This is a genomic window from Carnobacterium gallinarum DSM 4847 (assembly GCF_000744375.1).
GTDB lineage: Bacteria > Bacillota > Bacilli > Lactobacillales > Carnobacteriaceae > Carnobacterium > Carnobacterium gallinarum.
Map to the genome: position 1 here is coordinate 1,622,350 of NZ_JQLU01000005.1, position 26,026 is coordinate 1,648,375.

Annotated in this window: 21 protein-coding genes and 1 other annotated feature (1 of these 22 cut by a window edge); of the genes, 19 read left to right on the forward strand and 2 right to left on the reverse strand. The window is 35.9% G+C overall.

Translation table 11 applies throughout. From position 1 onward, the window contains the following. Positions 1–78 (forward strand) — a sequence feature (ribosomal protein L10 leader region) (it extends 52 nt beyond the left edge of the window). Positions 79–228: 150 nt separating this feature from the next. The 4 genes from rplJ (at position 229) to BR43_RS12290 (ending at position 2,613) form a co-directional block, all read left to right on the forward strand. After that, positions 229–729 (forward strand): 50S ribosomal protein L10, encoded by a 501-nt coding sequence (gene rplJ / locus BR43_RS12275; protein WP_034562365.1) that lies wholly within the window; start codon positions 229–231, stop codon positions 727–729. Positions 730–795: 66 nt separating this feature from the next. Continuing rightward, positions 796–1,161 carry a 50S ribosomal protein L7/L12 gene (gene rplL, locus BR43_RS12280; RefSeq protein ID WP_034562367.1) on the forward strand — a complete coding sequence of 122 codons (366 nt, stop codon included), beginning with the start codon at positions 796–798 and terminating at the stop codon, positions 1,159–1,161. Positions 1,162–1,306: 145 nt separating this feature from the next. Continuing rightward, on the forward strand, positions 1,307–1,609 hold the full coding sequence (locus BR43_RS12285; protein ID WP_034562369.1) for a hypothetical protein: 303 nt from the start codon (positions 1,307–1,309) through the stop codon (positions 1,607–1,609). 68 nt (positions 1,610–1,677) lie between these two features. Next, the gene (locus tag BR43_RS12290) at positions 1,678–2,613 is read left to right on the forward strand and encodes a LacI family DNA-binding transcriptional regulator (RefSeq protein WP_034562371.1); all 936 of its coding nucleotides are present in this window, start codon (positions 1,678–1,680) and stop codon (positions 2,611–2,613) included. Positions 2,614–2,683: 70 nt separating this feature from the next. Here BR43_RS12290 and BR43_RS12295 read toward each other — a convergent pair whose 3' ends face one another. Then, a complete protein-coding gene (locus tag BR43_RS12295; protein WP_034562374.1) occupies positions 2,684–3,049 on the reverse strand; it encodes a winged helix-turn-helix transcriptional regulator in 366 nt (121 codons plus the stop codon). A gap of 140 nt (positions 3,050–3,189) precedes the next feature. On the opposite strand from BR43_RS12295, the gene BR43_RS12300 reads away from it, so the two are divergent. From BR43_RS12300 to rpoC, 10 genes are all read left to right on the forward strand, one after another. Then, positions 3,190–4,032 (forward strand): aldo/keto reductase, encoded by an 843-nt coding sequence (locus tag BR43_RS12300; RefSeq protein WP_034562377.1) that lies wholly within the window; start codon positions 3,190–3,192, stop codon positions 4,030–4,032. 21 nt (positions 4,033–4,053) lie between these two features. Continuing rightward, a complete protein-coding gene (locus BR43_RS12305; protein ID WP_034562384.1) occupies positions 4,054–4,848 on the forward strand; it encodes an SDR family NAD(P)-dependent oxidoreductase in 795 nt (264 codons plus the stop codon). Between the two features lie 113 nt (positions 4,849–4,961). Continuing rightward, on the forward strand, positions 4,962–7,316 hold the full coding sequence (locus BR43_RS12310; RefSeq protein WP_034562395.1) for an ATP-dependent DNA helicase: 2,355 nt from the start codon (positions 4,962–4,964) through the stop codon (positions 7,314–7,316). Between the two features lie 76 nt (positions 7,317–7,392). Then, positions 7,393–8,001, forward strand: a complete 609-nt coding sequence (locus BR43_RS12315; RefSeq protein WP_034562396.1) for a class I SAM-dependent methyltransferase — start codon at positions 7,393–7,395, stop codon at positions 7,999–8,001. 193 nt (positions 8,002–8,194) lie between these two features. Further along, a complete protein-coding gene (locus BR43_RS12320; RefSeq protein ID WP_034562398.1) occupies positions 8,195–8,905 on the forward strand; it encodes a DUF969 domain-containing protein in 711 nt (236 codons plus the stop codon). Positions 8,906–8,908: 3 nt separating this feature from the next. Next, complete coding sequence (locus BR43_RS12325) at positions 8,909–9,841, forward strand: DUF979 domain-containing protein (protein ID WP_034562400.1); 933 nt, start codon at positions 8,909–8,911, stop codon at positions 9,839–9,841. Between the two features lie 51 nt (positions 9,842–9,892). Further along, on the forward strand, positions 9,893–10,540 hold the full coding sequence (gene pcp / locus BR43_RS12330; protein ID WP_034562402.1) for a pyroglutamyl-peptidase I: 648 nt from the start codon (positions 9,893–9,895) through the stop codon (positions 10,538–10,540). Next, a complete protein-coding gene (locus BR43_RS12335) occupies positions 10,540–10,986 on the forward strand; it encodes a gamma-glutamylcyclotransferase family protein (protein WP_034562404.1) in 447 nt (148 codons plus the stop codon). The genes pcp and BR43_RS12335 overlap by 1 nt, the downstream gene beginning before the upstream one ends. Before the next feature lie 322 nt (positions 10,987–11,308). Then, positions 11,309–14,890: a DNA-directed RNA polymerase subunit beta gene (gene rpoB / locus BR43_RS12340; RefSeq protein ID WP_157464025.1), complete on the forward strand. Its 3,582-nt coding sequence runs from the start codon at positions 11,309–11,311 to the stop codon at positions 14,888–14,890. Positions 14,891–15,043: 153 nt separating this feature from the next. After that, on the forward strand, positions 15,044–18,691 hold the full coding sequence (gene rpoC, locus BR43_RS12345) for a DNA-directed RNA polymerase subunit beta' (protein ID WP_034562409.1): 3,648 nt from the start codon (positions 15,044–15,046) through the stop codon (positions 18,689–18,691). A gap of 94 nt (positions 18,692–18,785) precedes the next feature. Here rpoC and BR43_RS19945 read toward each other — a convergent pair whose 3' ends face one another. Next, positions 18,786–18,968, reverse strand: coding sequence for a hypothetical protein (locus BR43_RS19945; protein WP_157464027.1), 183 nt, complete (start codon positions 18,966–18,968; stop codon positions 18,786–18,788). Between the two features lie 211 nt (positions 18,969–19,179). Between BR43_RS19945 and BR43_RS12355 the strand changes: the two genes are divergently transcribed. The 5 genes from BR43_RS12355 (at position 19,180) to BR43_RS12375 (ending at position 25,979) form a co-directional block, all read left to right on the forward strand. After that, positions 19,180–21,519 carry a helix-turn-helix domain-containing protein gene (locus tag BR43_RS12355; protein WP_051933948.1) on the forward strand — a complete coding sequence of 780 codons (2,340 nt, stop codon included), beginning with the start codon at positions 19,180–19,182 and terminating at the stop codon, positions 21,517–21,519. Between the two features lie 203 nt (positions 21,520–21,722). Then, positions 21,723–22,937 carry an MFS transporter gene (locus BR43_RS12360; RefSeq protein WP_051933949.1) on the forward strand — a complete coding sequence of 405 codons (1,215 nt, stop codon included), beginning with the start codon at positions 21,723–21,725 and terminating at the stop codon, positions 22,935–22,937. After that, positions 22,937–23,593 (forward strand): L-serine ammonia-lyase, iron-sulfur-dependent subunit beta, encoded by a 657-nt coding sequence (gene sdaAB / locus BR43_RS12365; RefSeq protein WP_034562413.1) that lies wholly within the window; start codon positions 22,937–22,939, stop codon positions 23,591–23,593. Before BR43_RS12360 ends, sdaAB begins: the two co-directional genes overlap by 1 nt. A gap of 17 nt (positions 23,594–23,610) precedes the next feature. Beyond that, positions 23,611–24,486 carry an L-serine ammonia-lyase, iron-sulfur-dependent, subunit alpha gene (gene sdaAA / locus BR43_RS12370; RefSeq protein ID WP_034562415.1) on the forward strand — a complete coding sequence of 292 codons (876 nt, stop codon included), beginning with the start codon at positions 23,611–23,613 and terminating at the stop codon, positions 24,484–24,486. Between the two features lie 62 nt (positions 24,487–24,548). Further along, positions 24,549–25,979: an amidohydrolase gene (locus BR43_RS12375; RefSeq protein WP_034562418.1), complete on the forward strand. Its 1,431-nt coding sequence runs from the start codon at positions 24,549–24,551 to the stop codon at positions 25,977–25,979. Positions 25,980–26,026 lie beyond the last annotated feature (47 nt).

Genomic DNA, 26,026 nt, shown 5'->3' on the forward strand with positions numbered 1-26,026 from the left:
TACCGAGGATGAATATATGCGTAAGCATAAAACTATCCCTCTATGTCTAAGGTGACATGGGGCTTTTTATTTTGTGCCACTATGACTAACGCTTTGCGTCAGAATAGATATAGCAAAATACAAGACGAATGAAATGAGGGTTGTCCCCTTACAGTTTTCTGTATCGAGACTAATTTTTATCGATATCGTTCCAATCCCAGACAATCTACTAGGAGGTGAAATTCTAATATGAGTCAAGCAGCTATCGCTACAAAACAAGCAATCGTTGAAACTGTAACAGTAAAATTTACTGATGCAGCATCAGTAGTTATCGTGGATTACCGTGGTTTAACAGTTGATCAAGTGACAGAATTACGTAAACAATTACGTGAAGCAGGCGTTGAAATGAAAGTTATCAAAAATTCTATTTTAAGCCGTGCCGCTGAAGCAGCTAATTTACCTGGTTTAGGTGATGTTTTCAAAGGACCTACAGCAGTAGCGTTCAGTAATGAAGATGTTATCGCACCTGCGAAAATTATCAGCGAATTTGCTGATAAAGTTGAAGCTTTAGAAATTAAAGGTGGTATTATTGAAGGAAAAGTTTCTTCAACAGAAGAAATCCAATCTCTTGCGAAACTACCGAATCGCGAAGGTTTACTTTCAATGCTATTATCAGTCCTACAAGCTCCAGTCAGAAATACTGCTCTTGCTATCAAAGCAGTTGCAGATCAAAAAGAAGAAGTTGCTTAATTCTAAGCCCTTATTCTTATGTGCAAGTTAATAAAAAAAACTACCCAATAATGGAGGAACTTAAAAATGGCATTAAATGTTGAACAAATTATTGCTGATTTGAAAGAATCAACAGTATTACAATTAAATGATTTAGTAAAAGCAATCGAAGAAGAATTTGGCGTAACTGCTGCTGCTCCTGTAGCTGCTGCTGGCGCTGCTGGTCCTGCTGCTGAAGAGCAAACAGAATTCACAGTTGAATTAACAGCTGCTGGAGACCAAAAAATTAAAGTTATCAAAGTGGTTCGTGAAGCTACTGGCCTTGGCTTAAAAGAAGCTAAAGGTTTAGTTGATGGCGCTCCTGCTGCAATCAAAGAAGGCGTATCTAAAGATGACGCTGAAGCTCTTAAAGCTCAACTTGAAGAAGTTGGCGCAACAGTAGAAGTTAAATAATTCTTAATTGAATAGTTTAAAACACGTAGGGATTTTCCCTGCGTGTTTTTTTGTAGTGAATTATTTTCATTGTTCGTTCTTGACCTGGGAAGCATTTCATAAAGTATAGTTACCTCATACTATCTTACGAAAAGGTGTGAAGAAAATGCAAGGAATGATTGAAATTATGGATGAAGTAGGATTTGAAAAATATGATGTTGAACTATTCTTCGTTAAAAACTATCTGATTATTCAACAAAAAACATTTTTGAATAAACCGATTTATATTAAAGTTTCTCTAGAAGACATCCAAGAAGTGAATGTAAGTAAAGTCGATGATTTACCGAAAATAACTTTAACTACCAAAAAACATTTAGTTCATATTACTGAAAATGGTAGCCTTTGTATCATGAAAATTGCTCAGTTTGTTTTACAAGCCTATATGAACGTAGAAAAACAATCTGCATAAGGGAAAATAATAAATTCTGATTGCTTTTTATTATGCTAGAATAAAAGTAAAAGGATGGTGAAGGTTGTTTGAATATAAAAGATATTGCACTGTTATCAGAATGTTCAATTTCTACGGTTTCCCGAGTGTTGAACAATCATCCTTACGTTTCTGAGGAAAAGAAGCAACGGGTGCTAAAGGTAATCGCTGAAACGGACTACGCACCTAACAGTAAAGCTAGAGAATTACAAGCGGGGAAGTCGCGGAACATTGGCGTAGTCGTACCTGGTATTGATTTTGCTTACTTTAATCAACTAATCAGCGGGATTTTGCAAGCAGCTGTAGAACAAAACTATATGGTTACTTTGTTGCCGACTAATCATGATAAAGATACGGAAGCTCATTATTTTAAACAATTGAAAAATAAACGTTTCGATGGAATTATTGTTGCCTCTCGGGTTCATGAACTTGCTGAGATTGAACAATTTACTCAATATGGACCGATTGTTTGTTGTGAGGATACGGGATCTTATCAGGTTGCCAGTGTTTTTGTAGATCGTTTAAGTGCGTATAGCCAAGTGTTTCAAGAGTTAAAAGTAGAAGGTGTTGAAAAAATTGGCATTACATTAAGCCGTAAAACACGAAACAGCAACAGTGCCAAATTTACTTATATGGCCTATGAACGTTTTTTTGATCCGATTCAGCCTGAATATATTGTAAACTATTGTTATGACAGTCAAAGTGGGATGGAAGCTGGAGAATATTTTAGCAACTTAGAGGAGAGTCAACGACCGGAAGTTATTTTTACAAATAATGATGAAGTTGCAGCAGGAATTTATCAAATCTACCAAAATAAAAACCTACCCGTTCAGATTATTGGTCAATTAAATATGTATCTAAGTGAAATTTTGCAAATTTCTACAATTGATTTGCATCTACAAAAAATTGGCTATCATGCATTTAATTTATTGAAAAATCACTCGATTGAAAAAGTAAGTTTCGCACCAACTTATATTAGGCGTTAAAAATAAACTACCTGTCTTGAATAAAGAATCTAGTATGAAGAAGATTCTCTGTTCAGAACAGGTAGTTTGTTTAGCTAAGTTCTTTATTCTCCAAAAGGATGTCCTCATGATAAATATCAACACGTTGCTGAACATGGATTTCGCCCCATAAGCAAAGTAGCTCTAATACGGGAGCTAACGATTCTCCATAAGTACTTAAGGAATATTCAACTTTAGGAGGAACTTGTTCGTAAACGGTACGATTGACAACACCATCTAATTCTAGCTCTCGAAGTTGCTGAGTCAGCATTTTTTGTGTGATTTTAGGCATTAATCGTTTTAATTCAGAAGTACGCTTAGTATCATGTTTCAAATGGCAGAGAATAATAGGCTTCCATTTGCCACCGATGACGTCAATTGTTGCTTCAACTCCAATGTTATAAACAGTTGTTTTCAGTTTATCAGCTCGCTTTAATTGATTTATGAGTACTTTTTAGTACCTATAGTACAAAAAAGTACCTACTTCCTATTTAGAAGTGTTAGGTATATAGTATACTCATATCACAAAAAAGTAAATCAATTTATGGAGGAAATGAAATGAATTTAACATTTGCAAGTACAACGCTATTAAACAACAAAGTGGAAATGCCTCGTTTAGGATTAGGTGTTTTTCGTGTGGAAGATTATGATGAACTGGTTAATGCTGTTAAAACAGCGATTGCTGAAGGATATCGTAGTATTGATACCGCAAGTATCTATGGTAATGAAGAAGCTGTTGGAGAAGGAATTCGTCAAGGCCTAGCTGTAACAGGGCTAAAACGTGAAGATTTGTTTATCACCTCTAAAATTTGGACAGCAGATATGGGCTATGATAAGGTAGAATTAGCTTATCAAACAAGTTTAACGAAAATGGGCTTAGATTATTTAGATTTATACTTAATTCACTGGCCAGTAGCAGACAAATTTATTTCGACATGGAAAAAAATGGAAGAACTTTATTCAGCAGGTAAAATTCGTAGTATTGGTGTAAGTAATTTCCAAATTCATCATTTAGAAGAGTTATTTGCAGCAACTGAGATTAAACCAGTGATCAATCAAGTAGAATATCATCCTAAATTAAATCAAAAAGCATTACAAACTTTCTTAAATCAACATGATATTCAAATGGAAGCTTGGTCACCTTTAATGAATGGTGAGATTTTAACTAATCCAATGATTTTAGAGTTGGCTGAAAAATATGCTAAATCTGCAGCACAAATTGTGTTACGTTGGGATTTGCAAAACAATGTAGTGACGATTCCAAAATCAACAAATGCAGAACGTTTAGCACAAAATAAAGATGTTTTTGATTTTGAATTAACCGAAGCGGATATGCTAGCCATTGAAGCGTTGAATGAAGACCGTCGTATCGGTCCAGATCCAGATAACTTTGACTTTTAATGAACTAAGGAGGAAGCAACTATGGAAATGTATTTAACCGGGAAGACAGCTTTAGTTACAGGTTCAACTAAAGGAATTGGGAAAGCAATTGCTTTTGAGCTTGCTAAAGAAGGTGTTGATGTCCTTATTAATGGTCGGAATGAGGCAGTTGTATTAGATGTTGTTAGAGAGCTAAAAGAGCAGTATCCTATGACAAATCCATTACCAGCAGCTTTTGATATTGCAACAATAGATGGAACGAACCAATTAACAAAAGCTTTTCCAGAAGTCGATATTTTAGTGAATAATTTAGGGATTTTTACGAATTCAGATTATTTTAAATTAACAGATGAGGATTGGAAGCATTATTTTGAAGTCAATGTATTAAGTGGCAATCGTTTAGCACAATTTTATTTGCCTAAGATGTTAGTGAAAGATTCAGGGCGAATTGTCTTTATTGCCAGTGAAGTAGCAGTGATGCCTGATGAAGAAATGCCTCAATACAGTATGTCGAAAACAATGCAGCTAAGTTTATCCAAGACATTAGCAAAATTAACAAAAGGAAGTAAAGTGACTGTAAACACGGTAATGCCGGGTTCGACAATGACTGAAGGTGTTGTAGAGATGCTAGAAAATTGGTTTCCGGATTCTACGGAAGATCTTGTTGAAAAAGGCCGCCGCTTCATGTCAGAAAATCGCCCCCACTCATTAATTCAAAAGTTTATTGAACCAGAAGAAATTGGGCGCATGGTTGCATTTGTAAGTAGCCCGATGGCGAGTGCTTTCAATGGCGCTGCTATTCGAGTAGATGGTGGATTGGTACCAACGCTTTATTAAATAAAAGTAAGCTAGTAAATCTCGTATTCTTTTAGAAACGAGATTTTTTGCTGTTATTAAGGGAATGTATGTTCTATAATAGGTGGAGACGAATTAGAAAAGGGGTGGATGAGATGGTGAGGAAAAGAATTGCGGTGCGTCAATTAGTCAGTTTTATTTTACGAAAAGGCAGTATTGACCAACGGTTTGCCAGCTCCGCTCATACAGCTCTAGAAGGAACACGATTGCATAAGAAAATCCAAAAAGCAGCAGGAGAAAGCTATCAAGCCGAAGTTTTCTTAAAAAAAACGCTGCTCATGAATGGATTGGATTATACGATTGAAGGTCGTGCCGATGGTGTGATTCGAGAAGAAGAGACAATGGTTATGATTGATGAGATTAAAACCTCTGAAACACCATTTGATTTATTAGATGATGCTGAAAAAGAATTGCATTGGGGACAGTTAAAATGTTACGGCTATTTATTGTGCCAAGCAGAAAATCTATCAGAAGTTAGACTGCAGTTAAGTTACTTTCAAACAACAACGGAAGAGTTAACAAAAGTACAAGAAGTTTGGAGTCAAGAAGAATTAACGCAATTTTTTTATGATTTAATTCAAAAGTATGAAAAATGGTTGATTTTTAGTTCCAATTGGACAAAATTGCGGAATCAATCGATTCAAGAATTGGAATTCCCATATGGAAGCTATCGGAATGGGCAAAGAGAATTAGCGGTAGCGGTATATAAGACGATTTTAACGGAGCAAGAGCTTTTTTGTGAGGCACCCACTGGAATTGGAAAAACAATGTCGACTTTATTTCCAGCAGTGAAGGCTATTGGAGAAGAAAAGGCTGAAAAACTCTTTTATCTAACGGCTAAGACTATCACTAGGCAAGTCGCTGAAGATGCAGTTGCAGAGATGGAGCGTAAAGGATTGCGTCTCAAGAGTGTCACGATTACTGCGAAGGATAAAATTTGTTTTTTAGATGAACGGATTTGTAATCCAGATCATTGTATTTATGCTCGAGGGTACTATGATCGTTTGAATGAAGCGATGTTTGATTTGCTGACAGCAGAGGACCAGATTACTCGTAGTGTTGTAGAAAAATATGCGGTTAAATATACTATTTGCCCTTTTGAACTGTCATTAGATGTGAGTTTGTGGTGTGATACGATTATATGCGACTATAATTATTTATTTGATCCGAATGTGTATTTGCGCCGTTTTTTTACAGAAGAAAAAAATGAATATGTATTTCTAATTGATGAAGTGCATAACTTAGTGGAACGCTCTAAATCAATGTTTTCTGCCAGTCTATCAAGAAGTCAAATTAGTCGGTTGAAAAAAACGGTTCATGGAGAAGATCCGAAATTAGTTCGTGCTGTCAATCGATTAGATAAGGATTTTGTAGCGTTTAAAAAGAACTGTGAAGGTCGAGATTTTCTAGTTCAAACTGAACCTGCAGATACATTTGTGAAACATATTGCCAAATTTACAGAAGCGGCAAAGGCATGGCTGCCTTTGAATTTGCAATCTGAGCATCAAGCAGAATTGTTGGCTGTTTATTTTGATGCATTAATGTATTTAAAAATTGCTGAGCTTTATGATGAACGTTATGTGACTTATATTCAAGTGAAAGGTCATGAAGTGACAATCAAACAACTTTGTTTGAATCCGTCCTATTTATTGAATCAGGCATTAAAGTTAGGCAAAGCAGCGATTTTATTTTCAGCAACCTTATCGCCAATTAGCTACTTCTCACAAGTATTGGGTGGCACAGAAAATCCATTATGCTATCAGTTGCCATCGCCATTTTCAATGGAAAATCAATTGTTATTAGTCTCAAATTATATTGATACTCGCTATCAAAATCGCGAAGATAGCCTTGAACCGATTGCAGATAGTTTGTCAGCGCTAATTAGTGGAAAAAAAGGCAACTATTTATTTTTCTTTCCATCTTATCATTATTTAGATGCGGTATATGCTGTTTTTTCTAGTAAATATCCTCACTATCAAACGATTATTCAAGCTTCAGATATGGATGAAGCAGAACGAGAAGCTTTTTTAGCTGAATTTGTAGCAAATCCTCAGGAAGGTCTGGCTGGTTTTTGTGTGTTAGGTGGGATTTTCTCAGAGGGAATTGATTTAAAGGGAGATCGTTTGATTGGTGTAGCAGTTATTAGTGTTGGTTTAGGGCAATTGAATTTAGAGCAAGATTTAGTTAAGAAATATTACGATCATGAGAATGGACAAGGCTATCAATATGCTTACCAGATTCCAGGAATGAATAAAGTTTTACAGGCAGCTGGTCGAGTGATTCGTGGCAGTCAGGATCTAGGTGTGGTGCTATTGTTGGATCAACGTTTTGATTCTGGTCGCTATCGAATGCTTTTTCCAGAACACTGGTCGAATGCTAGATTAGTAACAAGTAAAGAGCATGTTGTAAATGAAATTCAACAATTTTGGAATAAAAAAAATTTAATCTAATCTGAGAGTAGGAACTTTTCAGAAAACAGTGTAGAATATAGAGAGAAAATGAAAAGTGAAACGAGGAATGAATAAGATGGCAGATCATTATTACACAAATAAACCTTCCGCTATTTCAAAAGAAGCGGCTTGGTCTTATAAATTAAAAGGGTATGAATTTAAATTTGTGACAGATCAAGGAGTGTTTTCAAAAAAGACAGTTGATTTTGGTTCACGTTTATTAATAGAAACCCTTGATTTAACTGAATTAGTTGCTGGGGATATTTTAGATGTTGGCTGTGGGTATGGTCCGATGGGGTTATCACTAGCGAAAGCGGCGCCAGAGCGTCAAGTTGAGATGGTGGATGTAAATGAACGTGCGTTAGGCTTAGCTAAGCAAAATGCTTCTAATAATCGTGTGGGAAATGTGGATATTCATATTTCAGATATGTATGATGAAGTTAAAGGGAAAGAGTTTGCAGCGATTGTTAGTAATCCGCCGATTCGCGCTGGAAAAGAAGTGGTTCATGGCATTTTAACTGGAGCCTATCATTACTTAAAAGATGGTGGTAGCTTAACTGTTGTCATCCAGAAAAAACAAGGAGCGCCTTCAGCTAAAGCGAAAATGGAAGAAACTTTTGGCAATGCAGAAATCATTGAAAAAGATAAAGGTTATTGGATTATTCAGAGTGTTAAAGAAGTTTAAGGATATGGATTCAATTAGCTAGATTGTAGAATTGTAGAACTATTTCAAAGGATAACAAGAATAATGTTATTTTGAGAAATAAATGAAGCAGTTTACTTTCTAGCTTTTTTTATGGTTTGTATTACTAAAATAATTAACAATAAGTTTTGTTTGATGTATACTAGATAAAATAAAAAAAATGGAGGAAAGCAAAATGGAGTATATTAAACTAATTGGTATTTTAATTATTTTGGTAGGTTTTATTTTTAAATTTGACACAATTGCAGTTGTGTTAGTTGCGGCATTAGCTACAGCACTTGTATCAGGTATATCATTTATAGATTTTTTATCGTTATTAGGAGAGGCATTTGTTTCAAATCGAATGGTGACGTTGTTCTTACTGACTTTACCGATGATTGGATTATCTGAGCGTTTCGGTTTACGTCAACAGGCAGTTATTTTAATTGAAAAAATTAAAGGGTTAACACCTGGACGTTTCTTAACAATATATATGTTTATTCGAGAGATTGCTGGAGCGTTATCGATTCGTGTGCAAGGACAAACGCAATTTATTCGTCCGATTGTTAATCCGATGGCACAAGCTGCTGCAGAAAATAAATATGGGGAAGTTAGCGAAGAGGATCAAGAGAAAATTAAAGCAAGATCGGCAGCTACTGAAAATTTTGGTAATTTCTTTGCACAAAATACCTTTGTTGCTGCTTCAGGAGTGTTATTAATTGCAAGTACGATGGATTCTTTAGGATACAAAGTATCTACTATCTCCATCTCGATTGCTTCAATTCCCATTGCTCTAATAATGTTAGTATTAGTTGGGATTTATAATGTACTATTTGATAAGAAAATGGCAAAAAAATATAATGCTAAAAATAGCACAGGTGCTAAAAAAGAAAAAGGAGAAGGATAAAATATGGAAAATATTGCAGGAAGTATTTTAGAAATCTTCTATATATTAGTCGGGTTATTATTAGTCATGACTTCGGTTCGTGTCTTTCAGGATCAGACAAATCCAGTTCGTATAGGAACTGCAGCTTTTTGGTTCTTGCTTGGGATTGTTTTTGCAGCAGGGAATTATATTCCCTTTATAATAGATGGTATTTTGATTTTAGCCATGGGTGTTTTAACGTTATTTAAACAAGTGAAGTTAGGTAAAGTTGCAGATTTAAGTGAAGAAGAATCAGAAAAATCAGCAGCTAGAATTGGCAACAAGGTCTTTCTTCCATGTATTTCATTAGCTGTTATTGCAGTAATAATTGCGCAATGGGCGCCATTTGGTCCATTGTCAGGTCAAATTGGAATCGGGATTGCAGCTGTTTTATCACTGCTTATTGCTGTTTTTGTTACAGAAGCAAAACCAAAAACTGTTTTTGATGATGCAGATCGTATGCTGCAACAAGTTGGGACAACTGGGATTTTGCCACAGTTATTAGCGGCTTTAGGAGTTGTCTTTAATGCAGCAGGTGTTGGGGCAGTTATTTCTGGTGGGATTTCAGGGTTTGTACCTGAAGGAAATCGCTTAGTTGGAGTTATTGCGTATTGTTTAGGAATGGTTATCTTTACAATGATTATGGGAAATGGTTTTGCGGCTTTTACAGTAATTACAGCGGGAATTGGGATTCCTTTTGTGATTGCCCAAGGTGGAGATCCTATTATTGCGGGGGCATTAGCAATGACAGCAGGATTTTGTGGAACTTTATTAACACCAATGGCAGCTAATTTTAATGCATTGCCAGCAGCGTTATTAGAAATGAAAGATACGAATGGTGTAATTAAAGCACAAGCTCCGCTAGCGATTATTCTAATTATCATCCATATCGTATTAATGTATTTCTGGGCATTTTAGTGGTAAAATTTAACTAATAAAATTGAGCTGTAGAGAAGGGAAGAATAGACAATGAAAATTCTTGTTACAGGTTTTGATCCGTTTGGTGGCGAACTTATTAATCCAGCATTAGAAGCAGTTAAAGGTTTAGCACCAGTTATTAATGGAGCTGAAGTAATTCAATTAGAAATTCCAACTGTATTTGGCAAATCCGCAGAGGTAGTCAAAAAAGCGATAGAAGAACATCAACCAGATGTTGTTTTAAATATTGGTCAAGCTGGTGGGCGTTTCGCTGTTTCGCCAGAACGTGTAGCCATTAACGTTGATGACGCACGAATTGCAGACAATGAAGGCAATCAGCCAGTAGATGAAGACATTCAAGCAGATGGTGAGACTGCCTATTTTACGCAATTGCCAGTTAAAGCAATGGTGACTGCAATCAAAGCGGCAGGAGTTCCAGGAAGTGTATCAAATACAGCTGGAACATTTGTCTGTAACCATATTATGTACCAAGTTCAATATTTAATTGCAAAAGAATACCCTAACATTAAAGGTGGATTTATCCATGTTCCGTATAGTCCAGAACAAGTATTAGATAAGGCGAATCAGCCATGTATGAGTTTAGCAGATATGACTAAGGCATTGACTGCGGCGATTGAAGCGATTGTTGAATTTGATGGTAAAGCTGATTTGAAAGCAGTTGGAGGTGCCATTCATTAATGCAAGACGTACACCCACATCCGCTATTTGCCTATGGAAGTTTAATGAAAGACTTGTTTAATTATCAAATTTATTTGAAAGGCAAGGTCGTAGGAACTCCGATAAAAGCTAGAATTAAAGGAGAACTTTATCATTTAACAGAAAAAGGGTATCCAGCGTTGCTATCAGGTAATGACTGGGTATATGGGGAAGTGTTTGAACTAAAAGATTTTCAGACTACATTGAAAAAACTTGATAAGTTAGAAGGATATTCTGGTAATCAAGCCAGTGGAAACGAGTATGAGCGTGAATTAGTCAAAGTAAATATCTATAATTCAGTAACGGAATTATATGATGGCGAGCTGGATGTTTATTGCTACTTATATCGCCTAGATAACGATTCAGAGTTTACTCAAAAAAGTATATATTTGCCAAGTGGGGATTGGCATCAATTAGCCAAAAAATAATAAACAAGTAAAAGTCACCAGGATTCTAATTAGGTGGCTTTTTTCATTGACAAAGCCAAAAATAAAGGTTATACTATTTTAATGCAAATACTGTGTTCAGTAGCATGAAATTCGTCCTGAAATATTGTCCAGAACGAGTTTTTAAAGGAAGAAACAAAAGAAAATGTGAATTTTAGTTTAAAATGTCACGGATCTTTTGGTTTTTTTTTGCCAAAAAATAGCAAAAAAAGAGTTTTGTTAACAGTTTTTAATAATTGTAACTCGTTTGTAATATTACTGCTTTTGGCGATTGTTATTGTGCATTGTAAATATGTTTTGAGGGGTGAATAGGTTGGCAGGCCACTTAGTAAATTACGGTAAACACCGTACACGAAGAAGTTTTGCACGAATCAGCGAGGTTCTAGAACTTCCAAACTTAATTGAAATTCAAACAGATTCCTACCAATGGTTCTTAGATGAAGGATTACGTGAAATGTTTAAAGATATCTCACCAATCGCCGATTTCGCAGGAAATCTATCATTAGAATTTGTTGACTATCAGTTGTACAGCCCAAAATACACTGTTGAAGAAGCAAGAAGTCATGACGCAAATTACTCAGCACCGCTACATGTAAAATTGCGTTTGCAAAATAAAGAAACTGGTGAAGTTAAAGACCAAGAAGTATTCTTTGGAGACTTCCCATTAATGACTGACATGGGAACATTTATCATCAACGGAGCGGAACGTGTTATTGTATCTCAACTTGTTCGATCACCAGGTGTTTATTTCCATGGAAAAGTTGATAAAAACGGTAAACAAGGTTTTGGTTCAACAGTTATCCCTAACCGTGGCGCATGGTTAGAATTTGAAACAGATGCAAAAGATCTTTCTTACGTACGTATTGACCGTACGCGTAAAATTCCATTATCTGTTTTAGTTCGTGCGTTAGGTTTTGGATCAGACGATCAAATTCTTGAAATCTTTGGTGATAACGAAAGTCTTCGTTTAACAATGGAAAAAGATTTACACAAAAATGCTAGCGATTCACGTGTTGAAGAAGCCCTTAAAGATGTTTACGAACGTCTACGTCCAGGTGAGCCTAAAACTGCAGATAGTTCAAGAAGCTTGCTTAATGCACGTTTCTTCGATCCAAAACGCTATGATTTAGCAAATGTTGGTCGTTACAAAGTTAATAAAAAATTAAACTTAAAAACACGTCTATTTAATCAAACATTAGCAGAAACTTTAGTTGATCCTGAAACTGGAGAAATTATTGCTGAAAATGGAACATTATTAGACCGCGATATGATTAACAAAATCAGCCCGTTCATCGATGCTGGTATTAATAGTGTGACTCTTTACCCATCTGATGAAGGGGTTGTTCCAGAGCCATTTACTGTTCAAGTTATTCAAGTTGTGTCACCAAAAGATCCAGACCGTGTTGTAAACATGATTGGTAATGGTGAAGTGGATACGGCAATCAAGAACGTAACATCTGCTGATATTATTGCTTCTATGAGTTATTTCTTTAACTTACAAGAAGGAATCGGCAATGTCGATGATATCGATCACTTAGGAAATCGTCGTATTCGTTCAGTTGGTGAGTTACTACAAAATCAATTCCGTATTGGTTTATCACGTATGGAACGTGTTGTTCGTGAACGTATGTCAATCCAAGATGTTGCAACAGTTACACCGCAACAATTAATTAACATTCGTCCAGTTGTAGCTGCAATCAAAGAATTCTTTGGTTCATCTCAATTGTCACAGTTCATGGATCAAACCAATCCACTTGGTGAGTTAACTCATAAACGTCGTCTTTCTGCCTTAGGACCTGGTGGACTTACTCGTGACCGTGCCGGTTATGAAGTACGTGATGTACATTATTCCCATTATGGTCGTATGTGTCCAATTGAAACGCCTGAGGGTCCGAATATCGGACTGATTAACAGCCTATCAAGTTATGCAAAAATTAATAAATTTGGATTTATTGAAACGCCTTATCGCCGTGTTGATCGTGCCACTGGTAAAGTTACTAAACACATCGATTATTTAACAGCTGACGAGGAAGATCACTATGTTGTAGCTCAAGCAAACTCAGTCTTATTAGAAGATGGTAGTTTTGAAAGTGACATCGTAATGGCTCGTTTTATCTCTGAAAACTTAGAAGTTCCAATTAGCCGTGTTGATTACATGGATGTATCTCCTAAACAAGTAGTAGCTGTTGCGACATCATGTATTCCTTTCTTGGAAAACGATGATAGTAACCGTGCCTTAATGGGAGCTAACATGCAACGTCAAGCTGTACCTTTGATTCACCCACAAGCTCCACTTGTAGGAACTGGTATGGAATATATCTCAGCTCATGACTCAGGTGCTGCATTAATTTGTCGTAATCCTGGTGTAGTTGAATACGTTGATGCGAAAGAAGTTCGTGTTCGTCAAGAGAATGGCGCATTAGATAAATATTCAATTACTAAATTCCGTCGTTCAAACGCTGGAACATGTTACAACCAACGCCCAATCGTTTCTTTAGGAGACCGTGTTGATGCTAGTGAAATTCTAGCAGATGGTTCTTCAATGGAGAACGGTGAAATGGCTTTAGGACAAAATGTCTTAGTTGCCTTCATGACTTGGGAAGGTTACAACTATGAAGATGCGATTATTATGAGCGAACGTTTAGTGAAAGATGATGTTTATACATCTGTCCATATTGAAGAATATGAATCAGAAGCTCGTGATACAAAATTAGGACCTGAAGAGATTACTCGTGAAATTCCTAATGTCGGGGATGACACATTAAAAGATTTAGACGAATTCGGGATTATCCGTATTGGTGCAGAAGTTAAAGACGGTGATTTATTAGTTGGTAAAGTAACTCCTAAAGGGGTAACTGAATTATCTGCTGAAGAACGTCTATTACATGCAATCTTTGGTGAAAAAGCTCGTGAAGTTCGTGATACTTCTCTTCGTGTACCACACGGTGGCGGCGGAATTGTTCATGATGTTAAAATCTTTACGCGTGAAGCTGGGGATGAATTATCACCAGGTGTTAACATGCTTGTTCGTGTCTATATCGTTCAAAAACGTAAGATTAACGAAGGAGATAAAATGGCGGGACGTCATGGTAATAAAGGGGTAGTTTCACGCATTATGCCTGAAGAAGATATGCCTTATATGCCAGATGGCACACCTGTTGATATCATGTTAAACCCACTTGGAGTACCTTCTCGTATGAATATTGGACAAGTTCTTGAGTTACACATCGGAATGGCTGCTCGTCAGTTAGGCATTCATATTGCAACACCAGTATTTGATGGTGCAAGTGAAGAAGATGTTTGGGAAACTGTTCAAGAAGCTGGTATGGCAAACGATGCTAAAACCATTTTATATGATGGACGTACAGGTGAACCGTTTGATAACCGTATTTCAGTTGGAATTATGTATATGATTAAATTAGCCCACATGGTTGATGATAAATTACATGCTCGTTCAACTGGACCTTACTCTCTTGTTACACAACAACCATTGGGTGGTAAAGCTCAATTTGGTGGACAACGTTTTGGTGAAATGGAAGTTTGGGCACTTGAAGCGTATGGGGCAGCTTATACACTACAAGAAATCTTAACTTACAAATCAGATGATGTTGTTGGTCGTGTGAAAACTTATGAAGCAATCGTTAAAGGTGAGCAGATTCCTCGTCCAGGGGTTCCTGAATCATTCCGCGTATTGGTGAAAGAGTTACAAGCCTTAGGGTTAGATATGAAAGTATTAGACGCTAACGATGATGAAATCGAGTTACGTGATTTAGATGATGACGACGATGTTGTGAACATCGATGCTTTAAGCAAATATGCTGAAGAGCAAGAAAAAATCCGTGCAGAAGCAGCTGAAAAAGAAAGACTAACAAACGAAGAGAACTAAGCTTTCACTAATATAGATAAAGTAGGAATACATTTGTAGAAAAGTAAAAATGCGGGAATTCTCGTTGACCTTACTTCTTCTACAAAGGTTATTCTTGAATGATACTCGAGCAGATAGGGCAGCTCAACTAATAATTAAAGGGAGGTAGGCCCCTTGATAGACGTTAATAATTTTGAAAATATGCAAATTGGTTTAGCATCGCCAGATAAGATCCGTAGTTGGTCTTATGGAGAAGTCAAAAAACCAGAAACCATTAACTACCGTACACTTAAACCAGAACGAGATGGCTTGTTCTGCGAACGCATTTTTGGACCTTCAAAAGACTGGGAATGTGCATGTGGAAAGTATAAACGAATCCGTTATAAAGGAATCGTCTGTGATCGTTGTGGCGTTGAAGTTACACGTTCAAAAGTTCGTCGTGAACGTATGGGTCATATCGAATTAGCAGCACCAGTTTCTCACATCTGGTATTTCAAAGGAATTCCAAGCCGTATGGGACTTGTTTTAGACATGAGTCCGCGTGCGTTAGAAGAAATCATTTATTTCGCTTCTTATGTAGTCATCGAACCAGGTGAAACTCCATTAGAAAAGAAACAATTGTTGACTGAAAGAGAATACCGCGAAAAACGTATGCAATATGGACAAAACTTCCAAGCAGCAATGGGAGCAGAAGCGATTAAACAATTATTGCAAGATGTACAATTAGAAAAAGAAGTTGGCGAATTAAAAGAAGAATTGAAATCGGCTCAAGGTCAAAAACGTACACGTGCAATCCGTCGTTTAGATATCTTAGAGGCTTTCCGTAATTCTGGAAATCAACCAAGCTGGATGGTAATGGACGTTGTTCCAATTATTCCTCCAGATCTACGTCCAATGGTTCAATTAGAAGGTGGACGTTTTGCAACAAGTGATTTGAATGATCTATATCGTCGTGTAATTAACCGTAATAACCGTTTGAAACGTTTATTAGATTTAAATGCACCAAATATCATCGTTCAAAATGAAAAACGTATGCTTCAAGAAGCTGTTGATGCATTGATTGACAATGGTCGTCGTGGTCGTCCAGTAACTGGACCAGGTAACCGTCCACTTAAATCACTGTCACACATGCTTAAAGGGAAACAAGGTCGTTTCCGTCAAAACTTACTAGGAAAACGTGTCGATTATTCTGGTCGTTCCGTTATCGTAGTTGGACCAAATTTAAAAATGTATCAATGTGGTTTACCAAAAGAAATGGCGATCGAACTATTCAAACCTTTCGTAATGAAAGAATTAGTAGAACGTGAACTAGCAAACAACATCAAAAATGCAAAACGCAAAATTGACCGTCAAGACGAAGCAATTTGGGATGTATTAGAAGATGTTATCCGTGAACATCCAGTTCTATTGAACCGAGCGCCTACATTGCACAGACTTGGTATCCAAGCATTTGAACCAATCTTAGTTGATGGTCGTGCCATTCGTCTTCACCCATTAGTATGTGAAGCCTATAATGCCGATTTCGATGGAGATCAAATGGCTGTCCATGTACCTTTAAGTGATGAAGCTCAAGCTGAAGCACGTATGTTAATGCTTGCAGCACAAAACATCTTGAACCCTAAAGATGGGAAACCCGTTGTAACTCCTTCTCAAGATATGGTACTAGGTAACTATTACCTAACTATGGAAGAAGACGGTCGTGAAGGTGAAGGAATGGTCTTCAAAGACTTGACTGAAGCAGTCACAGCCTACCAAAGTGGTTACGTGCATATGCATTCAAGAATTGGTGTTCAAACAAATAATATTTACAAAGAGTCAAATCATCCAATTGAAAAACCATTCTCAGATTGGCAAAGAGAACGAATTTTAATTACCACTGTTGGTAAATTATTATTCAATGAAATCATGCCTCCAGAGTTCCCTTATTTAAATGAACCAACAAACTACAATCTAGAAACAGCTACACCTGATAAATATTTTGTAGAAGCTGGTACAGATATTCCTGCTTATATTAAGAAGCAAGACTTAATCTTACCATTTAAAAAGAAAAACTTAGGAAATATCATTGCCGAAGTCTTCAAGAAATTCCATATTACTGAAACTTCTAAAATGTTAGATAGAATGAAAGATTTAGGTTACAAACATTCAACTCGTGCTGGTATTACAGTAGGAATTGCGGATATCGTTGTTTTACATGAGAAACAAGAAATCCTAGATGATGCTCATGGTCAAGTTGATAATGTAACAAAACAATTCCGTCGTGGTTTAATTACAGATGAAGAACGTTATGAACGCGTTATTGCTATCTGGAATAAAGCAAAAGATACAATCCAGATCAAACTGATGGAAAGTTTAGATGCGAAAAATCCAATCTTCATGATGTCCGATTCAGGAGCCCGTGGTAATATTTCCAACTTTACTCAGCTTGCTGGTATGCGTGGACTTATGGCCGCACCGAATGGTCAAATCATGGAATTGCCAATTACTTCTAACTTCCGTGAAGGTCTGTCTGTCTTAGAAATGTTTATCTCTACCCATGGAGCTCGTAAAGGTATGACCGATACAGCCCTTAAGACTGCCGATTCAGGTTACTTGACTCGTCGTCTTGTTGACGTTGCTCAAGATGTTATCATTCGTGAAACAGATTGTGGAACTGACCGTGGTTTAGATATTGCTGCAATTAAAGAAGGTAATGAAGTTATTGAGCCGTTGGAAGAACGTCTACTTGGACGTTATATCCGTAAATCTGTCTACAATCCAGAAACAGGTAAATTAATCATTGCTGAAAACAATATCATTACTGAAGATATCGCTAAACAAATTATTGATGCTGGTATCGAACAAGTTACAATCCGTTCAGTATTTACATGTAACACGAAACATGGTGTATGTAAACATTGTTATGGTCGTAACCTTGCAACAGGTTCTGAAGTTGAAGTTGGGGAAGCAGTTGGAACAATTGCCGCTCAATCAATCGGTGAGCCAGGTACTCAGTTAACAATGCGTACCTTCCATACAGGTGGGGTTGCCGGAGATGATATTACTCAAGGTCTTCCTCGTATTCAAGAAATTTTTGAAGCACGTAATCCTAAAGGACAAGCAGTTATCACTGAAGTTACTGGTGAAGTCATTGTCATTGAAGAGAACGCTGCTGAACGTACGAAAGAAGTTACAATCAAAGGAGCAACGGATACTCGTAGTTATCCAGTTCCTTACACTGCTAGATTAAAAGTTGCAGAAGGCGATTTTATTCACCGTGGAGCAGCTCTAACAGAAGGTTCAATCGATCCAAAACAATTATTACGTGTTCGTGATGTATTGTCAGTTGAAAACTACTTGCTACGTGAAGTACAAAAAGTTTACCGTATGCAAGGGGTAGAAATCGGCGATAAACATATCGAGGTAATGGTTCGTCAAATGTTACGCAAAATCCGCGTAATGGATCCAGGAACGACCGATATCTTACCAGGAACATTAATGGATATTAGCGAATTTACTGATAAAAACTTGAAGACGTTAGTTTCTGGTGATGTACCAGCAACAGGTCGTCCAGTCTTATTAGGAATTACTAAAGCTTCTCTTGAAACAAATAGTTTCTTATCAGCGGCTTCATTCCAAGAAACAACTCGTGTCTTAACAGATGCAGCGATTCGTGGAAAACGTGATCCATTATTAGGACTGAAAGAAAATGTTATCATCGGGAAAATTATCCCAGCAGGTACCGGAATGGCGAAATACCGTTCAATGGAACCAAAAAGTATTGGTGTAGTAAGCGAAAATGTTTATAGCATTAACGATACTATTGACACAACAGCTGAATAATTAACTCACAAATTAAAAGAGGTGCCACTCAGAATAAGTTCTGAAGGGTATCTCTTTTTTTGTTCATAAAAAAAGAGTATTCCTTTGAACCTCTTTACTTTATTGGAAAATGTACATTTGCACTAAGGGTAGGTACGCTAATTAAGCCGAAATGTCGACCAATTCCTAATGAACTTAAGAATGCAATTAAGTCAATCATTAAACTACTTAGAGAAAGTAGAACGACTAAAGCTGCTAGTAACAGAGTTCCTCCAGATAAAATTCCCAGGATTCTCATGTCAATTTTATCGCGTATTCTTTCAATAATTTGACTATGATGCTGTATATGATTCGTTGATCATTGCGAGTGTTTGTGAGAATTAGTAAAATCATAAGTTATCAAGTATAGAAGTTAGCTGAAGAGAAATAATCAGTGATTGTGATTGCAGACAGAATCAATTATAGTAGAAGAGGGGTTACATAAAACAGGATAATTAGGAGGGGCAACTGTGAAGAACGAACTATTATTTCCTTTTCAAATGAATTTATTAAAAGTCAAACGAATTTTACCGCAAAAAAACGATCGATTAACGATTCTATTTGTTATCCAAGGAAGTGTTCAACTAACAGTAAATGGTGTGGGAATCCATTTATTACCAGATGATATCTACTTGGTAAATCCAAGTGAAGAATATCAATTGACTAGTGATGAAAGTAATTTAATTCTTAATTTACAAATTTCCAGAGAAAAAATTGAAACGTATTTAAAAAAGAATTGGTATCCTCGATTTGATTGTTATTCAGATATTGGGAATGCGACAGTCGAAAAAAATCAACAATTTCAAAAAATGCGAGAGATTTTAGTTCATTTGATGGTTTCTTATTTTAAAGAAAATCCAGAATATGAATTTGAGGTTAATCAGCATCTGTTTTCATTGTTAAGTTATTTAGTTAAAGAATTTCAAGAAGTCTCAGGTATTTCAGATTTAGTCGTGGAAAATATTACAGATGAAAAAGTCTTACGAATTGTTGAATTAATCAATAAAAATTACAGTCGATCCATTTCATTAGAACGTTTGGCACAAGATGAGTTTATTTCCTATAGCCATCTATCTCGTTCATTTAAAAAGAATCTTGGAATTACCTTTACAGAATATGTTAATCAGGTTCGGTTAATGCATGCTGCGGAAGAATTGAAAGTTACCAAAGAATCCGTGCTTAAAATTGCGCTAAATAATGGATTTGCTAATGCTAAAATATTTCATAAAGTGTTTAGAAAAAAGTTTGGTGAAACACCAATGAATTATCGAAAAATGCATGAAATTCAAGATTATCCAATTGCGATAAGCACAGAAACGTCTATTTATACAGAACAAAATGGTGAACAGGCTTTGCAGGAGTTGGCGAAATATTTAGTTGAAAAGGATATTGATGATGACAATACAATTATTAAAGAAACAGATGAATTTCTAATTCCAGATGAGTATCGCACCGATTATAGAAAAACGAAAAAGATTATTAATATTGGACCAATCTTTGAAGGGAATACTGATCGAGCTCAAGCAGAGTTAAAACAACTTCAAAAGGAATTGAAATTTGATTTAATTCAATTTACTGGATTTTTCCAAGAAACAGAAGTTGAAGCACCAAATCGAATTTTATCAGATCATGTTATGAATAATTATTGGTTTGATTTTCTAAAGGAATTAGATTTAACACCAATGATTCAATTACTACTACCAAAAGAAATGAAAACTATTCAAGAAGTGCATCAGTGGTGTCAAGGAAAGTTAGATTTAATTAAACATTTTGTAAATCGTTACAATCGCCAATTTGTAGCCAACTGGTATTTTGAGTGGATTTTTGAATACAAAGGACGAGGAGAGCTGGAGCAAGAAGCCTATTTATTTTTTCAAATAAACTTAAAAAAGTTATTACCCAATAGTCATATTGGTTTTCAAACGATTACTTCGTTGTCTAAAGTGGATTTTGAAAACTTGCATAGTTATTTTAATTTATTGCAACAAAAACAATGTTTTCCAGAATTTGTTACTTTTCAAGCGGACCCAAGTGTGTTGTCCAATACATTGGAAAATTCAGTGAAAAATAAAATAGATTTCCAAAACTATCATCGAGATAGTTTGAATGTCATTCAAGAAGCTGTAAAAAAATATCATTTCCCAGAATTAGAAATCTTTATGACAGATTGGAATACATTAGTTGGGAAGGGCGATATATTAGCAGGAACTTTTTTTAGATCAGCTTTGATTTTAGAAGTAATGCTAGAATTATCAACTGAGATTTCAGGGATAGGCTTTTGGCTCAACATAAAAATCAAAGAACGTTTAACAGGAAAAAGACAAGATCATTGTTTATCAGTCTTTTTGTATGGCGGATTAAGACGCCCGCTTTATTTTGCAATCCTCTTTTTGTCTAAGTTGGGGCAAGAGAAAATAGAGTCAGGACATGGCTACTTGATTACGCGAAATGCAGAAGAAATTCAATTGTTGGTTTACAATCCATGCTATTTAAAGCCTTTGTATTCCGTTAATAATTTTCTTGTACAAAATCAAACTAAACATTGGACGATTCATCTAAAAGGATTAATCACTGGAGAATATCTAGTGCGCCACTATACCTTAGATAAAGACAATGGCGGAATTTATAACGATTGGTTAAAAATTGGTGGATATAAAGAATTAGACCAAGAATTATTGGACTATTTAGAAAAAAAGATTATGCCTAAATTTGAACTATTAAAAGAACCAGTGACTGAAGAAAGTTATCAATTTACTACAAATCTAACCATTAATGCATGTCAGCTCTATTTCTTTAAACCATTACTTTGAACAAAAAAGTAATGGCTTTTTTTGCTATCCAGATAAATTCGTGAAAATAATGGCAGAATCAGTGATAAAAATAATCAAAATAAGAAATGTGAAGTTTTTCATTAAGTTTTATACTTAAGTTGTAAAGAAAACGTTTACTTTTTCTAGGAGAAGGATAGTGAAACAAGCTATTCAAAAAAATTAATTATTATAGGAGGAAAAAAATGGAAGTACAAATGGAAAAAAAACAGGTGAAAAAGAGTAGTTTTGGATTGATATTCGCCTTAATGGCAGGCTATTCGATGATTTACATGGATAAGAGTATGATTTCAACAGCGATTATACCGATTGCTAAAAGTTTCAATCTTGATACAGGTCAAACGGGTTTAATTATGTCGTTCTTTTTCTTAGGATATTCTCTAATGCAGATCCCAGGTGGTTGGTTAGCAGATAAGATAGGACCTAAAAAAGTTTTAATGCTATCGTTATTTTTAATTTCAGTATTCTCATTTGCTTTTGGAGTGGTCAGTAGTTTGATGTTATTTGTTCTTATTCGTTTTTTTGCAGGAGTTGGGCATGCAGGATACCCATCAAGTTGTTCAAAATCAATTGCTGATAATTTTCCACAAGAAAGAAGAACCTTCATTCAATCATTAATTTTATCAACATCAGGTATTGGTGGTATTTTAGCATTTACTTTAGGAACAAACCTAGTAGCGATGAATTGGCGTTATGCATATCTAGCATTAGGAAGTATGTTCTTCATTGCATTTGTCTTAGTAGCAATTTTTGTACCAAATACAGTTAAAGAGACAAATCCACAAGCTGAAAAAGCTCCTAAAATTAGCTTTGCAGCTATTATTACAAATCGTAATGTTTTAATTTTATGTTTAGCTATGCTGCTTTTAAATTTCTTATTATATGGAAATATGTCATGGTTACCAAGTTATTTATCAAGTAAATTTGGGTTAGAGATTGCAAAAGTAGGATTATTATTAGCAGTTAATGCTATTTTTCAAACACTTGCAACTTTATTTGTTGGTGTTTTACTCTCTAAAGTATTTTTAGGCAAAGAAAAAATGTTTATTGTTAGTGCAACTATTCTTTCAGCAGGCTTAATTTTAGCTTTTGTTGCCTCTAATAATCTGGTTTTATCAACAGTATTACTAATTCTAATCAGTATGGTTTCTGTTTCAGCGTTTACAGCAATCTTTACTTGGCCACACAAAATTTTTGATCAAAGTGTTATTGGCTCATCAATTGGTATCATTAATACTGGTGGAACATTAGGTGGTTTCTTAGCTCCAATGATTTTAGGTTATTTAATTAAAAGCGCATCAGGTTCATTCGTTGTTGCGTTTAGCTTTATGGCAGGTGCTTCACTATTATGTGGATTAACAATTTTATTAGTAAATGTAAATAAAGAGGCTAAAAATTAATGCAACGGGAATTAAAATATAAAAGTGCGTTTGATATTATCGGTCCTATTATGGTGGGACCATCTAGTTCCCATACAGCAGGTGCGGTTCGTATTGGAAAAATCGCCCATGAATTATTTAAAAAGGAGCCAACCAAATTAACCGTTACTTTTTATGGTTCATTTGCGGAAACTTATAAAGGTCATGGTACTGCACTAGCGATTGTTGCAGGAGTATTAGGTTTTGATACTCATGATGAAAGAATTCCTAATTCAATTGGGCTAGCTGAACAAAATGGGATTAAGATTGAATTTATCACAAGTAAAAGTGAGGTTTCTCACTCTAATACAGCGAATCTGAATTTGATGACGTCGGATGCGGAATTAAATCTAACGGCAATATCAATTGGCGGAGGAAGTATTCAGTTAACCGAAGTTAGTCATCACTCGCTTGCTAGTGAACAAGATCGTGTCAGTATTTTATTAACAACTCAAGATGAGTTGAAGACAGTGGCTGAGTTGAAAAGAGTTTTAGAAACCCCAGTCTTAACTAATTTGCAGACTATTGGTCAAGAAACTTTATTTTTAGTCCATACAGAAAGCACAATTAGTCCTATTTTATTAACAAAATTAAAACAAGTAACAGGAGTTACTGCAGTCGTTACAACTGCTGGATAAACGTAGGAGGGAAAAGTTTGTTTCTATCTGTAGAAGAATTAATACAACAAGCAAATCAACAAAATAAAAAAATATCAGAAGTAATGATTGATCAAGAACTAGAAATTTCTGGTAGAAGTTATGCAGACATAATGGAGCAGATGGAATTAAACCTTCAGACAATGGAAGCAGCAGTAGCTAAGGGAATTCTTGGTGTAAAATCACATTCTGGTTTAACAGGATTTGATGCAGTTAAATTAAATGATTATCTTAAAAATCAATCACCATTAACGGACCAAACATTTGTCAAAGCTTTATGTTATGCAGTTGCAACAAATGAAGTCAATGCAGCTATGGGATTGATTTGTGCAACACCAACGGCAGGGTCAGCAGGAGTTGTGCCAGGTGTTTTGCTAGCAATGAGTGAAAAGTTAAATCCAAGTCGTGAAGAAATGCTTGAATTTCTATTTACTTCAGCAGCCTTTGGATTCGTGGTAGCAAATAATGCCTTTATTTCAGGAGCAGAAGGTGGTTGCCAAGCTGAGATTGGTTCAGCAAGTGGTATGGCAGCTGCTGCATTAGTTGAGCTGGCTGGTGGAACACCAGAACAATCAGGTCATGCATTTTCATTGGCCTTAAAAAATATGATTGGTTTAGCTTGTGATCCAGTAGCAGGTTTGGTAGAAATTCCATGTATTACTCGTAATGCATCAGGAACAGCCAATGCGATTGCTTCCGCTGAGATGGCTTTAGCTAGTATTGAAAGTATTATTCCAGCTGATGAAGTAATTGAAGCGATGTATCAAGTTGGACGAAATATGCCTTCAGATATTCGAGAAACAGGAATTGGTGGATTGGCAGGAACGGCAACTGGAAAAGAAATTGCTTTCAAATTATTTGGTCAAAAAAGATAAATAGAACAATTAAATTTGTGTTATAGGATTGAACAAATAAATTTTAGGAGGAAATGTTAACAATGGATGCTAAAAAACAACTTAATTCAATTATCGAAGGAAAAAGAGAAATCTTTATTGAGGCAGCAGATAGAATCTGGGGAACTCCCGAAACTCGTTTTGCTACAAAGGAATCCGTTAAAGAGTATCACCGTATACTAGAAGCAGAAGGTTTTGAACTTGAAAAAGGTGTAGCAAATATGGAACATTCATTTGTTGCGACATATGGTTCTGGAAAACCAGTCATTGGGATTTTAGCTGAGTATGATGCACTGGGCAATTTAAGTCAAGTAGCTGATTTAGCTGAACAGCAACCAATTGAAGCTGGCGGAAATGGTCATGGTTGTGGTCATAATTTGTTAGGAACAGGTGCGCTAACTGGAGCTGTAGGAATTAAAGAATTAATCAAACAAAATGATATTCAAGGAACGATTAAATTATTTGGTTGTCCAGCAGAAGAAAGTGGCTATGGAAAAGCTTTCATGGCAAGAGACGGTATTTTTGATGGAATTGATGTAGCTTTAGCATGGCACCCAATGGATCAAACCGCAGCATGGGGAGATAGTAGCTTAGCTGTTTATCAAATTTATTACAACTTTAAAGGGATTGCAGCTCATGCAGCTGCAGCTCCAGAACATGGGCGCAGCGCTCTAGATGCAGCAGAATTAATGAACGTAGGTGTTCAATTCTTAAGAGAACATATTATTGATGAAGCTCGTGTTCACTACGCGTTTATGGATGTTGGTGGTGAATCTGCTAACGTTGTTCAACCAACGTCTAGTCTATACTACTTTATCCGTGCACCAAAACTGGAACAAGCTGAAGCAGTTTATAAGCGTGTAAATAAAATTGCTGAAGGTGCTGCTTTAATGACAGAAACAGAGTTAGAAATTGTTTTTGATTCTGCATGTGCCAACTACATTCCAAATCAAGCTTTAACGACAGCAATGTACGAAAATTTAAAAGAAATTACACCAATGGAATTAACAGAAGAAGAAGTTGCCTACGAACAAAAATATTTTGATACAGTTCCAGATGCAACTAAAGCAGCGTTATATCAACGTGCTAAATCTGCATTTCCTGAATTGACAGAAGAAGAAGTTAAAGAAGTGGCAACAATGCCACTTAATACTAAGTTGTTCCCACTAACATTTTCGGATCGCACAATAGGATCAACGGATGTTGGAGATGTTAGCTGGATAGTACCGACTGCGCAAGTAGTCATTGGTTGTGAGCCACAAGGAACACCGCCACATTCTTGGCAATGGGTTGCGAACGGTAAATCATCAGTTGCTCATAAAGGATTATTATCAGCTGGTAAAGCAATTGCTATGACCGCATATGATATTTTAACTAATCCTGAATTATTAGCACAAGCACAAGCAGAGCATGCTAGTGTCCTTAATGGTCAAAAATTTAAGTCAGCAATTCCAGCTGATGTAAAACCAAGATAAAGAAAGGCTCTTACCTGCTTACGATTGTGAAGCTTAGGTAAGAGTAT